The 12,238-nt window shown below is 68.9% G+C and carries 14 protein-coding genes; 9 read left to right on the top strand and 5 right to left on the bottom strand.

The genetic code is table 11. The features are described 5' to 3' along the window. Window positions 1-401: 401 nt before the first annotated feature. Window positions 402-1,115 carry a hypothetical protein gene (locus tag ACIBAG_RS40235; protein ID WP_399112408.1) on the top strand — a complete coding sequence of 238 codons (714 nt, stop codon included), beginning with the start codon at window positions 402-404 and terminating at the stop codon, window positions 1,113-1,115. Window positions 1,116-1,174: 59 nt separating this feature from the next. Here the strand turns inward: ACIBAG_RS40235 and ACIBAG_RS40230 are convergent, their stop codons facing one another. The 3 genes from ACIBAG_RS40230 to ACIBAG_RS40220 form a co-directional block, all read right to left on the bottom strand. Next, complete coding sequence (locus tag ACIBAG_RS40230) at window positions 1,175-2,272, bottom strand: helix-turn-helix transcriptional regulator (protein WP_399112407.1); 1,098 nt, start codon at window positions 2,270-2,272, stop codon at window positions 1,175-1,177. A gap of 378 nt (window positions 2,273-2,650) precedes the next feature. Further along, window positions 2,651-2,878, bottom strand: a complete 228-nt coding sequence (locus ACIBAG_RS40225) for a hypothetical protein (protein WP_399112405.1) — start codon at window positions 2,876-2,878, stop codon at window positions 2,651-2,653. Between the two features lie 427 nt (window positions 2,879-3,305). Next, a complete protein-coding gene (locus tag ACIBAG_RS40220) occupies window positions 3,306-3,617 on the bottom strand; it encodes a PLD nuclease N-terminal domain-containing protein (RefSeq protein WP_399112403.1) in 312 nt (103 codons plus the stop codon). A gap of 88 nt (window positions 3,618-3,705) precedes the next feature. Here ACIBAG_RS40220 and ACIBAG_RS40215 point away from each other — a divergent pair, with 88 nt between their 5' ends. From ACIBAG_RS40215 to ACIBAG_RS40205, 3 genes are read left to right on the top strand one after another with little or no spacing between them, the layout of a single operon-like run. Further along, window positions 3,706-5,163, top strand: a complete 1,458-nt coding sequence (locus ACIBAG_RS40215; protein WP_399112402.1) for a menaquinone biosynthesis decarboxylase — start codon at window positions 3,706-3,708, stop codon at window positions 5,161-5,163. After that, window positions 5,160-6,062: a menaquinone biosynthesis prenyltransferase MqnP gene (mqnP, locus tag ACIBAG_RS40210; protein WP_399112400.1), complete on the top strand. Its 903-nt coding sequence runs from the start codon at window positions 5,160-5,162 to the stop codon at window positions 6,060-6,062. Before ACIBAG_RS40215 ends, mqnP begins: the two co-directional genes overlap by 4 nt. 46 nt (window positions 6,063-6,108) lie before the next feature. Further along, window positions 6,109-6,681, top strand: a complete 573-nt coding sequence (locus ACIBAG_RS40205; RefSeq protein WP_399112398.1) for a Uma2 family endonuclease — start codon at window positions 6,109-6,111, stop codon at window positions 6,679-6,681. On the opposite strand, the gene ACIBAG_RS40200 is transcribed toward ACIBAG_RS40205, so the two are convergent. Continuing rightward, window positions 6,659-7,315 (bottom strand): rhomboid family intramembrane serine protease, encoded by a 657-nt coding sequence (locus ACIBAG_RS40200; RefSeq protein ID WP_399112396.1) that lies wholly within the window; start codon window positions 7,313-7,315, stop codon window positions 6,659-6,661. The two genes, ACIBAG_RS40205 and ACIBAG_RS40200, sit on opposite strands and share 23 nt — an antisense overlap. Before the next feature lie 87 nt (window positions 7,316-7,402). On the opposite strand from ACIBAG_RS40200, the gene ACIBAG_RS40195 reads away from it, so the two are divergent. The 3 genes from ACIBAG_RS40195 to mqnE all read left to right on the top strand — a co-directional run bounded on the left by ACIBAG_RS40195 (window position 7,403) and on the right by mqnE (window position 9,934). Beyond that, a complete protein-coding gene (locus tag ACIBAG_RS40195) occupies window positions 7,403-8,089 on the top strand; it encodes a UbiX family flavin prenyltransferase (RefSeq protein ID WP_399112394.1) in 687 nt (228 codons plus the stop codon). Window positions 8,090-8,204: 115 nt separating this feature from the next. Continuing rightward, window positions 8,205-8,660 (top strand): Lrp/AsnC family transcriptional regulator, encoded by a 456-nt coding sequence (locus tag ACIBAG_RS40190; protein ID WP_399112392.1) that lies wholly within the window; start codon window positions 8,205-8,207, stop codon window positions 8,658-8,660. A gap of 110 nt (window positions 8,661-8,770) precedes the next feature. Then, the gene (gene mqnE / locus ACIBAG_RS40185; protein WP_399112390.1) at window positions 8,771-9,934 is read left to right on the top strand and encodes an aminofutalosine synthase MqnE; all 1,164 of its coding nucleotides are present in this window, start codon (window positions 8,771-8,773) and stop codon (window positions 9,932-9,934) included. A gap of 47 nt (window positions 9,935-9,981) precedes the next feature. Here mqnE and ACIBAG_RS40180 read toward each other — a convergent pair whose 3' ends face one another. Next, on the bottom strand, window positions 9,982-10,251 hold the full coding sequence (locus tag ACIBAG_RS40180) for a hypothetical protein (RefSeq protein ID WP_399112389.1): 270 nt from the start codon (window positions 10,249-10,251) through the stop codon (window positions 9,982-9,984). 712 nt (window positions 10,252-10,963) lie between these two features. On the opposite strand from ACIBAG_RS40180, the gene ACIBAG_RS40175 reads away from it, so the two are divergent. Both ACIBAG_RS40175 and ACIBAG_RS40170 read left to right on the top strand, forming a co-directional pair. Continuing rightward, the gene (locus ACIBAG_RS40175; RefSeq protein ID WP_399112387.1) at window positions 10,964-11,623 is read left to right on the top strand and encodes a UdgX family uracil-DNA binding protein; all 660 of its coding nucleotides are present in this window, start codon (window positions 10,964-10,966) and stop codon (window positions 11,621-11,623) included. A 16-nt stretch (window positions 11,624-11,639) separates the two neighbouring features. Beyond that, window positions 11,640-12,164, top strand: coding sequence for a GNAT family N-acetyltransferase (locus tag ACIBAG_RS40170; RefSeq protein WP_399112385.1), 525 nt, complete (start codon window positions 11,640-11,642; stop codon window positions 12,162-12,164). The last annotated feature ends 74 nt before the right edge of the window (window positions 12,165-12,238 follow it).

Below are 12,238 nucleotides of genomic sequence, written 5' to 3'. Positions count from 1 at the left end.
GGCGCGGGGGACCGGCCCGGCGAGCACGACGGGATCGACGGCTGGGAGCACCTGGGCAAGGCGGTGACCATCGACCAGGAACCGATCAGCCGGCTGGCCCGCTCGAACGCGGCGACGGTCCACCCTGCTGCTGGAGATCCTCGGCAGGGCGACCCGCCGGCACTTCCACGGCGCGGGGGACCGGCCCGGCGAGCACGACGGGATCGACGGCTGGGAGCACCTGGGCAAGGTGGTGACCATCGACCAGGAACCGATCAGCCGGCTGGCCCGCTCGAACGCGGCGACGGTCCACCCTGCTGCTGGAGATCCTCGGCAGGGCGGCCCGCCGGCACTTCCACGGCGCGGGGGACCGGCCCGGCGAGCACGACGGGATCGACGGCTGGGAGCACCTGGGCAAGGCGGTGACCATCGACCAGGAACCGATCAGCCGGCTGCCCCGCTCGAACGCGGCGACCTACTCGGACGTGTTCACCCCGATCAGGGAGACGTTCGCGGCCCGTTCCGGCGGGCGGCTGACCCCCGGCGCCTTCTCCTTCAACGTGCCCGGCGGCCGCTGCGAACGCTGCGAGGGCGCCGGCGTGCTCTCCGTCCACATGCAGTTCCTGCCGCCGGTGGAGGTGAAGTGCGCGGGCTGCCGCGGCCGGCGCTTCAAGCCGGAGGTGCTGTCGGTGCGCCATGACGGGCACGACATCGCCGAGGTGCTTCAGGCGACGGTGGACGAGGCCCTGGCCATGTTCGCCGACGTCCCGGCGATCACCGCCCGCCTGCGCCGTCTGTCCGACGTCGGCCTCGGCTGCCTCCCGCTGGGCCAGCCGGCCACGACGCTCTCCGGGGGCGAGGCCCAACGCCTGAAACTGGCCAGGGAACTGGACCGCCAGGCGGCCGGCGGCACCCTCTACCTCCTGGACGAGCCCACCACCGGCCTCCACTCCGCCGACACCGCCCGCCTCCTCGCCGTACTCCAACGCCTCGTCGACTCCGGGCATTCGGTGGTGACCATCGAGCACAACCTCGACGTCGCGCACGCCTCGGACTGGCTGATCGACCTCGGGCCGGAGGGCGCGTCCGGGGGGGGGGAGGGAGGCTGGTGGCGGAGGGGGTGCCGGGCGAGGTGACGAGGAGTGCGGGCTGACGGCTGCCTGGGCCGGACGGCTGCTCGGGGCCGGCCCGGCGATCAGATCGTGTCCTGCGCCGGTCGTATCGCCCGGCGCACCACGATCGGGCGCCGGCGCTGGTCCCAGTAGCGGCTCAGATTGGGGGCCGGCACCCGTGGATACAGCCTGCCGTAGCGGGCGTAGTTGGTACGGACCGTGCTGAGGCCGTTCTCGGTGGGGGTGGCATAGGCCTGGTCGCCGCGTTGCAGGACGGTGGCGTACTGGCGGATCTGGAGGACGGCGAGGTCCGGGGCGGACGCGTAGCGGGAGATGCTGGACAGCGCGATGCCGTCGAGGCCGGCGTTGGTGAGGGCGACCATGAGCCGCCACTGACGGACGTTCATCGCCTCCGACAGAAACCGGCTCACGTTCTTCGCGGCGGTGGGTTCGGCCAGCTCGATCAGGGCTTCGAGACGGACCCGGCGGTTGCGGGCGCCGGCCGCGTCGTCGGCCGACTGCGCGAACGCCTCGTCGACCTTCATGCGCGCATGGTCGCGCAACAGCTCCCGGTAGGCGTCGAGTTCGGCGTTGACGATGCGGCAGGCGACCTTCGGGGACCGCTGCAGGAGCTTGGCGATGTGCTTCAGCAGGGGGTCGTCGACGTCGATGACGGCGGGGGCGTGCTCCTGGTGGGCCCGCTGGAAGACGATGCGGAGCTGTTCGGCCAGTTCGGTCTGGCGGGCGACCGCCGCGGGGTGCTTCAGCAGCGCTCGGTCGATGACGGCGGGCGTCACGCCGAAGACGCGGGCCAGGTTCATGCGTACGGTTCCGTCGTCCCGCACCGGCAGCAGGGCGTGCCGCTCGAGGTTGGCGTAACTGCTGCGGCTGATACCGACTTTCGCGGCGGCCTCGGCCAGGGTCAGTCCGCTCTGGCAGCGCAGGCCGTGGAGGTCGGCCAGGGCGCGCTTCGTGCGCAGTCTGCGTGCGGGGATGCTGAACAGGTCGCTGAGCTGCGCGATGCGTTTCGGGTCCGGCTTGGAGGTGTTGTTCTCGTAGGCGAGGATGCGGCTCTTGGACGTGCCCAGGCGCCTGGCGACCGCCTCCGCGCTGAGGAGTTCGCCGTCCACCGGGCGGGTCAGCCGCGCGGTGCGCAGGGCCTCGCCGTCGAAGTCCGTCATGCCACGAGCCACCGGCGTCCGCTCCCTCTCTCGTTACCCAGTCAAACTAGCTGTGCTAGCCGTCCGGTACCGTTCACGTCCATTATTGGGCGTGCGGATTCATCCTGAAGGGTGTTCTGGCGGCTTTCTGCAGCTCAAGTGGTATGGCGTGGTACCGTTCAGAACTGTTTTGGGTTTCCGTGGCACGGCTGCGGGCACCAGGATGGGCGCGCAACGGGGTGGCTTTCTGGGGGGATCTCTACAGTGGGACTGTCCCCGGAGCGCTGTGCTCCGCGACGACTTACCGAAGATCGACTGTGGGCCCGCGCCAAGGCGGGAACCTGACCGCGGGCCCACGTGCCGACTATTCGGTAACTGACGGCGGATGAGGTCCCAACCTCATCCGCCGTTGTCGTACAGGTCGAGCATCAGCCGGACGAGCCAGTACAGGCACTCGCCGGCCACGCGTGCCCGACTGCGCGGCGCGTTACCGCGGTCCGCCTCTGGAGTGCCGTGCGGCGGATCGGCGCTGTCCCGGCCCGTGGTGTCCGGTGCCGGTGGGCCCGGATCCTGCGGGTCAGGGGGGACGGCGTCGTCCCGGTCGCTCGGCTGGTCAGGGCTAGCCACGGACCTCGCTCCTCTCTGTTGGGTACCGGGCCTTGTGAACCCGTACGGCGCCCACGGGCACCGGTACAGCGAGGAGCTAGGAGGAGACTACCGGGTGTCGGGCGCGGAACCCCTATCACTCATGTGGGTCAACTCCGCGTCATCAACGGACGTGCGGCGTCAACGTGCGGGAGCGTACGGCGTGTTCGAATAGATGAGTCGACATTCCTGTGCTCCCTGACGCTCACGCCTTGCATGTGAGGGGTGTGTTCGAGCAACTCTCTTGAGAATGAAGGTGATTGTTACCCTCGGGTAGGCTGAAAAAAGTTGTGCAACTTCCTTGGGTAAACGCCCAGGGCTCTGTCGCCGACCGGGCGGGATGTATCATCCGCCGCTCATTCTCGGCGAGTTGTGACCGAGCGTGGCGACAGGAGCGCGGCAGCGCGGCTCAGGGCTCGTCGCGCTTCTTCTTGTCGTCGTCCTCGTCCAGCGACTTCAGGAACTCGGGATTGTCGTCGGGGGCGACCCAGCGCTGCCGCCGACGCTGGTCCCGCACGCCGGACCAGCCCTCGGCGGCCGGGCTGCGCTTCTTGCCCGCGATCAGCCAGGAGATCGAGCCGACCAGCGGGAACACCAGCACGAGGATCGCCCACAGCGGCTTGGGCATGTGGCGGATGTCCTCTTCCTTCGTGCTGATGCAGTCGATGAACGCGTACACGCTCAGCGCCAGTGGCACGAGGAACATCAGCACCCGGAGCATGGGCCCTCTCCAGTGAAACGGTCGTCGGGGCCGGGGGCACGGCCCCCGGGTTCAGGGCCAGGGTAACCGCTCGGGGATACTTGACCCCATGGCTTACGACGATCTTCGTTCCCTGCTCAGGGCGCTGGAGCGCGAAGGCGACCTCAAGCGCGTCAAGGCTGAGGTCGATCCGTATCTGGAGGTCGGGGAGATCGTCGACCGTGTGCAGAAGTCCGGCGGTCCCGCGCTCCTCTTCGAGAACGTGAAGGGGTCGTCGATGCCCCTCGCGATGAACGTCTTCGGGACCGACCGGCGACTGCTCAAGGCCCTCGGCCTGAAGTCGTACGCCGACATCTCGGACAAGATCGGCGGGCTGCTCAAGCCCGAGCTGCCGCACGGGTTCGTCGGGGTCCGTGAGGCCTTCGGGAAGCTCGGTGCCATGACGCACGTGCCGCCGAAGAAGGTGAAGTCCGACAACGCGCCGGTACAGGAGGTCGTGCTGCACGGCGACGAGGTCGACCTGGACCGCCTCCCGGCCCTGTTCACCTGGCCCAAGGACGGCGGCTCCTTCTTCAACCTGGGCTTGACGCACACCAAGGACCCGGAGAGCGGCGTACGCAATCTCGGCCTTTACCGCCTCCAGCGCCACGACAAGCGCACCATCGGCATGCACTGGCAGATCCACAAGGACAGCCGCAACCACTACCAGGTGGCGGCGAGAAGGGGAGAGCGGCTGCCGGTCGCCATCGCCTTCGGGTGCCCGCCCGCCGTGACGTACGCCTCCACCGCGCCGCTCCCCGGTGACATCGACGAGTACCTGTTCGCGGGCTTCGTCGCCGGCAAGCGCATCGAGATGGTCGACTGCAAGACCGTCCCGCTCCAGGTCCCGGCGCAGGCGGAGGTCGTGCTGGAGGGGTGGCTGGAGCCCGGCGAGATGCTGCCGGAGGGCCCCTTCGGCGACCACACCGGCTTCTACACCCCGCAGGAACCGTTCCCCGCGCTCACGATCGACTGCGTGACCATGCGGCGCCGACCGCTGCTCCAGTCGATCGTCGTGGGCCGGCCTCCGACGGAGGACGGCCCCCTGGGCCGTGCGACGGAACGCTTCTTCCTGCCCCTGCTGAAGATCATCGTCCCGGACATCGTGGACTACCACCTGCCGGAGGCGGGCGGCTTCCACAACTGCGCGATCGTCTCGATCGACAAGAAGTACCCCAAGCACGCCCAGAAGACGATGCACGCGATCTGGGGCGCGCACATGATGTCCCTGACCAAGCTGATCGTGGTCGTCGACTCCGACTGCGACGTCCACGACCTGCACGAGGTCGCCTGGCGGGCCCTCGGCAACACGGACTACGCCCGTGACCTCACGGTCGTCGAAGGCCCCGTCGACCATCTCGACCACGCCTCCTACCAGCAGTTCTGGGGTGGCAAGGCGGGGATCGACGCGACGAAGAAGTGGCCCGAGGAGGGCTACACCCGCGACGGCGGCTGGCCCGACATGGTGGAGTCCGACCCGGAGACGGCGGCGAAGGTCGACCGCCGCTGGAAGGAGTACGGCCTGTGAGCAGCGCCTCCGCCGCGATTCCGCAGCCAGGACGTACGAAGGCGTTCCTCCGCCTCGTCATGATCGAGCACTCGGTGTTCGCGCTGCCCTTCGCGTACATCGCCGCGCTCACCGCCATGTTCCAGCTGGACCGGAACATCCACTGGGGCCGGCTGCTCCTGGTGACGATCTGCATGGTGGGCCTGCGCACCTTCGCGATGGCGGTCAACCGGATCATCGACCGCGAGATCGACGCGCGGAACCCGCGCACGGCCCAGCGCGAACTGGTGACGGGCGCGATGTCGGTCCGCCACGCCTGGACCGGCGCCCTCATCGCGCTGGTGATCTTCCTGGGCGCGGCGGCCCTGCTGAACCCCCTGTGTCTGGCTCTCGCCCCCATCGCGGTGATCCCGATGGTGGTGTATCCGTACGGCAAACGGTTCACGAACTTCCCCCAGGCCATCCTGGGGCTGGCCCAGGCGATGGGTCCGGTCGGCGGCTGGCTGGCGATCACCGGCTCCTGGTCCTGGGACGCGGTGATCCTCGGCCTGGCGGTGGGCATCTGGATCGGCGGCTTCGACCTCATCTACGCCTGCCAGGACGTCGAGACCGACCGAGAGATCGGCGTCATGTCGGTCCCGGCCCGCTTCGGCATCCCGGCGGCGATCTGGTCCGCCCGGGCCTGCCACACCGTCACAACGGCCCTGTTCGTCTGGTACGCCCTCGCCACGGACGCGGGCGCGTTCTTCTGGCTGGGCCTGCTGATCGTCGGCGCCGCGTTCCTCTACGAGCACTCGATCGTGCGGCCGCATGATCTGTCGCGCGTGAACAGGGCGTTCTTCAGCGTCAACGGGTTCATCGGGATTGCCCTGTTCGTGTGTGCGCTGCTTGATCTCTTGGTTCGAGGTCTGACCGTGTAAGTGCGGTGCGGCCTACCATCGAGGGCAGGACCCCAGGGAGGCCAGCGTGACCGTCTCGGGCATCGACCGCCTGCACTCGCAGCTCAGCAAGCTGGAGGGCATGTTCCCCGGCTATCTGACGGAGATTGTCGAGGGCAGCATTGTGATGAACCCGGTCAGGCCGTTCCACGGGAGGACGATCCGGAAGGTGTCCAACGGTCTGGAAGCGCAGCTTGCGCCGGTCTGGGAGCTGGTGAGCGATGTCGCCTTCCCCTTTGACGACGCCAATGAGTTCTGCCCGGACATCGCGGTCATCCCGGCCGAGGCGGAGGACGAGAACCGCAGCTCCTACCCCGCCGATCTCATCGAGTTCGTGGCCGAAGTGGTGTCCCCGGAAAGTGTCCGTCGCGACTACGAGCTCAAACCCCGCTGGTACGCCTCCCGAGGCATCGCCAATTACCTGATCTTCGACCCGCTGAAGGGGCACTGCGTCACGATGTGGAACCCCGGCCCCGACGGTTACCGAGGCCGCGACACCATCCCCTACGGCCCTGACCTCATCGTCGACTCCCCGCTCGGCAAGCTGACCGTCCCCACCGCCGGCCTCCCCGTCGACCCTAAGGCGCGCTCCCAGCCCTGAGCGGGAGCCCGTTCGCCCGGCGCCGCAGCACAAACGCCGCCCCTACCCCCGCCACCAGCCCCACCAGATGCCCCTGCCAGCTCACGCCGGACTGGGTCGGGGCGAGGCCTGCCAGTATCGAGCCGCCCCAGACCGCGGCCACCAGCAGACCGACCAGGACGCCGAGCGGGCGGCGTTCCACGAAGCCGGTGACGACCAGGAAGCCGAACAGACCGAAGATCAGGCCCGAGGCGCCCGCGGTGTTGGTGCCGGACGGGGATATCAGCCAGACGCCGAGGCCGTCGGCGACGATGATCAGAGCACACACCGCGGCGAACCGGCGTATGCCGCCCAGTGCCGCCAGGAACCCCAGGACCAGCAGGGGCACGCTGTTCGAGGCGACATGTGCGAAGCCGAAGTGCATGAAGGCGGCCGGGACGACGTCCACCAGCTCGGCGGGGTCGCGGGGCACGACGCCGAAGCCGTCCAGCGCGTGCCCGCTGATCACGTCGGCCACTTCCAGCAGCCACAGCAGGGCCACCCAGCCCAGCATCAGCTTGCCCGCAGCCAGCGCGCGCTCACCCCGCGACCACTCGCGCTTCGCACCCCACGCGCCCGAACCGCGCGTACCCCATGTGCCCGACGTACCCGGCATGGCAACCCCCGCCCAACTCGTCCCCCCTGGGAACGCCCGGCCCCCTTCGTCGGTTCCCACCCCGCCACGCCGGATAGGCTCGGAGGCGTGAACCCAGTCAAGCCAGGAGAGACGCCGCGTACGCCTTGGATCGTAGGGGTGTCCGGCGCTTCCGGCACCCCATACGCCGCCGCGGTGCTGCGCGCGCTCCTCGCCGCCGGGGAGGGCGTCGACCTGGTCGTCAGCCGGGCCTCGCGGCTCACGCTGCTCGACGAGACGGGCCTAGCCTTCCGGGACGCGCACTGGCAGGACGACCTGCGGGAATGGCTCTCCCGCGGGGCCGACGGCAAGCCCGGGACCTTCGAGGTCGACATCACCGGCGTACGGCACTGGAGCGCGGGGGACCTCGCGGCCGGGCCGTCCTCCGGGTCGTACCCCACCAAGGGCATGCTGATCGTGCCCGCCTCGACGGCCTGCGTCGCGGGCGTCGCGCTCGGGCTGTCCAAGGATCTGCTGCAGCGGGCGGCGAGCGTCACCCTCAAGGAGCGTCGCACGCTGGTCGTGGCCGTACGGGAGACCCCGCTCAACGGCCAGACGCTGCGGCATCTCGTCGCGCTGGACGATGCCGGGGCGAGTGTCGTACCGGCCTCGCCGGGCTTCTACGCGGGCGCGACCCACATCCAGGATCTCGTCGACTTCGTCGCCGGACGGGTGCTGGACGCGGCGGGCGTCGAGCATGACCTGTACCGGCGCTGGAAGGGCGAACTGGGCGGCGGCACACCACCGGTCCGGTAGCGGCCGGCGGCACGGCAAGTCGCGCAAGTGGCAGTACGCGCAAGTGGCAGTACGGCGCAAAGTGGCAGTACCTCTCATCACTTCTGGAACTCTTCAGCGGAAGGCTTCGAATCGCATGGACGCGGTGGACAGGCAGCTCATCCAGGCCCTGAGGGAGAACGGCCGGGCCTCCTACGCGGAGCTGGGGCGCCTCGTCGGCCTGTCGGGACCCAGCGTCACCGACCGCATCAACCGGCTGGAGGCGGCCGGCGTCATCACCGGCTACCGCGCCACCGTCGACGCCGCCTCGCTCGGCCTCGGCGTCACCGCGCTGATCGGCATCTCGCTCTCCGACGCGACCGACCACGAGGACGTGGCGAACCGGCTGAAGGACCTGCCGGAGATCGAGGACTGCTGGTTCATCGCCGGCGACGACTCCTACATGCTCAAGGTGCGGGCGGCCGACGTGGACGGGCTGGAGAAGATCATCCGGCGGCTCAGCGGAACCAAGGGCGTATCGCGGACCCGTACGACGATCGTGCTCTCCACGAAGTGGGAGAACCGGGTGGGCGAGCTGCCGGCGGAAGCGTAGGCGCGGAGGGCGGTAGCGGGGGGCCGTAGCGGAGTGGCGTATGGGGGCCACCTCTCGCCCGGAGGGCGGGGGAGTAGGTTGGTCGGGGTTGTCGTAGAAAGGGTTGAGGCATGGACGTCGGGCTCAAGCGCGAGCTGGAGCAGAAGGTCATGGCCGGTGAACGGCTGACCCGTGAGGACGGCATCGCGCTGTACGAGTCGGACGACCTGGCGTGGCTCGGCGGCCTCGCGCACGAGGTGCGCACGCGCAAGAACGGCGACGTCGTCCACTTCAACGTCAACCGTCACCTCAACATGACGAACGTGTGCACGGCCTCCTGCGCCTACTGCTCGTTCCAGCGCAAGCCGGGCGAGAAGGACGCGTACACGATGCGCATCGAGGAGGCGGTCAAGCTCGCCAAGTCGATGGAGAGCGAGAACCTCACCGAGCTGCACATCGTCAACGGCCTGCACCCGAACCTCCCGTGGCGCTACTACCCGCGCTCGCTGCGGGAGCTCAAGGCGGCCCTCCCGAACGTCTCGCTGAAGGCCTTCACGGCGACGGAGATCCACCACTTCGAGACGATCAGCGGGCTGAGCGCGAGTGAGATCCTCGACGAGCTCATCGACGCCGGCCTGGAGTCGCTCACCGGCGGTGGCGCCGAGATCTTCGACTGGGAGGTCCGTCAGCACATCGTGGATCACCGGACCCACTGGGAGGACTGGTCCCGCATCCACCGCCTGGCGCACGAGAAGGGCCTCAAGACCCCGTGCACCATGCTGTACGGCCACATCGAGGAGCCGCGGCACAGGGTGGACCACGTCCTGCGCCTGCGTGAGCTCCAGGACGAGACGAACGGCTTCCAGGTCTTCATCCCGCTGCGCTACCAGCACGACTTCGTCGACATGAAGGACGGCAAGGTACGCAACCGCCTCCAGGCCCGCACCCAGATGGCGACCGGCGCCGAGGCCCTGAAGACCTTCGCGGTCTCCCGGCTGCTGTTCGACAACGTCCCGCACGTCAAGGTCTTCTGGGTCATGCACGGCGTCCAGACCGCGCAGTTGGCGCTGCAGCACGGCGCCGACGACATGGACGGCTCGGTCGTCGAGTACAAGATCACCCACGACGCGGACAACTTCGGCACGCCGAACAAGCTGACGCGCGAGGACCTGCTGGACCTGATCAGGGACGCGGGGTTCCGGCCGGTGGAGCGGAACACCCGGTACGAGATCATCCGGGAGTACGACGGTCCCGACCCGCTGCGTCGGGAGTCGCCGCAGCCGATGCGCGTGTGACGGCCCGCGGCGGCTGCCGACGGCCGTCGCCGTCGGCAGCCCAGGGCCTACCAGGTGCCGGGCTCGGCGTGCCAGGAACCCTGTGGACCGTCGGAACCGCCGTCCTCACGGCTGGTGAACGTGTGCGCCCTGTGGGAGCCGTTCGCGTAGTTGTACATGATCACTACGTCCGCTCGGCCGTCGCTGCCCGTGTCACCCGACAACGGTGACCCGGAGTTGGCGGCGTGCCACTTGCCCTCACCGCTCCGCCAGCTGCTCAGCGGTGCCTCGAAACCACCGTCCGCCATCGACGCGCCCGTCCCCGTTGTAGTCCCCACTGGTCAGCTCCAACCGGGCAAAATCCCAGCTGCCCGGTTTCAATGTTCCACGACTTTCACGACCTGGATCGCCGGGTGGCTACTCAATTCTGCTCACCCACACAGGAGGCTCTGGTTGTGGCGTCTGATGGTTGGGAGTCACTCAAGGGTCGGCCGCCGAACTGGGAGGCACCGGAGCAATTGCGAGGCCCGACGGCTTCAGCGGCGATCAACCTTGCTGTTCAGATGATGGGTAGCAACATGATCGGCAACGACGTCATCGACGTTGTCGCAGAGTTCGTTTCCGCCAAGGCTCGTATCGAGCTATGGATGCCAGGCCGGCTCGGAGGCGGTGCGAATCGCCTATGAATCCTGGGTTGAATATGAGAGGGCATACAGTTCGGCGGGCGGGAAGATATCGCAAGTCGACCAGGAGAAACACGCGCTCATCGCTGCCGTTCGCGAGGCAACTGCCACCCTGGCTCGCGCGAAGGCAGCCTGCGCGGCTTGACCGGCAGTGGGAGTGCCCATCGCTGATGCGACGTATTCGATGAGGAGCCGACCCTTCGGAAAGTCGATCGTGTGCGTGGAAGCAGATTCCCTCCTGGCGTCGTTCCCGTCCGCCCCCGGAGATTTCTCCTCGTTCACGGAGGCGATCAATCGGGCTGAGGACGTGGCGTCATAGCTGCCCCCGGGTTGGGACACTCCCGGCAACCGGGGGTACCCGTCGGACATGGTCACCACGAAGGCACCCGAGGACGCCTACACCGCTGCACCCTTCGTTCCGGACCGCGGCGGCCTTCCTGCGTTGCGCCGCGCCGCCGCCGAGTGCCGAGGCTGCCCCCTGCACCGGAACGCCACCCAAACCGTATTCGGCGCCGGAGACAAGAACGCCCGCGTGATGCTCGTCGGCGAACAGCCCGGCGATCAGGAGGACCGCCAGGGCAAACCGTTCGTGGGCCCGGCGGGGCGCCTGCTCGACCGCGCCCTCGCGGAGGCCGGCATCGACCCCGGCGACGCGTATGTCACCAACGCCGTGAAGCACTTCAAGTTCACGCCGACGGAAGCCCCCAAGCGCCGCATCCACAAGGCGCCGACCCTGCGCGAGATGACCGCGTGCGCGCCCTGGCTGGCCGCCGAGCTGGCCGTCGTCGAGCCCGAGCTGATCGTGCTCCTGGGCGCGAGCGCGGGCAAGGCGCTGCTGGGCTCGTCGTTCCGGGTCGGGGAGGTGCGCGGGGCGCTGCTGGAGCGGGAGATCCACGGTCGGCCGGAGAAGCTGGTGGCGACGGTGCATCCGGCGTCCGTGCTGCGGGCACAGGACGACGCCGACCGCAAGGCGGCGTACGAAGGGCTGGTCGCGGATCTGAAGGTGGCGGCGCGAGCACTGTCGTAATGGCTACGATGGCATAGTGTCCCTTACTTTCACTCTCGATCCCGCCGTCACCCCCGCACTCCGCGACGGCATCCTCGATCTGTGGACAGACGTCTCCAACGCGGGCGGAGCCGTGGGCTTCGTGCCGCCGGTGACGCGGGAGGAGATCCGGCCGGAGCTGGTGATGCACTTCGCCGCGATGGCCGACGGGAGCAAGAGGCTGCTCGTCGGGCACGACGAGGAGGGGCGGGTCGCCGCCACCGCGTTCCTCACCTTCAACTCGCACCGGCTGATGGCCCACTGGATCTGGCTGTACACGGTGATGGTGCACCCCCGCCACCAGGGCAAGGGCTACGGCCGTGACCTGCTGGCGGCCGCCGAGCGGGCCGCCCGCGGCTTCGACGGCATCGACGCGATCCGCCTCACCTGCCGCGGTGGCCTGGGTCTGGAGCGCTTCTACGGCTCCTGCGGCTACAAGGAGGTGGGCCGGATCCCGGCCGCCATCCGGGTCGCGCCGGGCGACGACCGGGACGACGTGATCATGCTGCTGCCGCTGGGCTGAACCGCGTGGCGACCCCCCTGCAAGATCGGGTGGGCGGCGTGCTTCACTGGACGGTGGCCCTTTTTGGAATCGGA

The organism is Streptomyces sp. NPDC051243 (assembly GCF_044455405.1).
Lineage (GTDB): Bacteria > Actinomycetota > Actinomycetes > Streptomycetales > Streptomycetaceae > Streptomyces.
The sequence above is the reverse complement of the archived record's forward strand: the minus strand, read 5'-3'. Positions and strand labels throughout refer to the sequence as shown.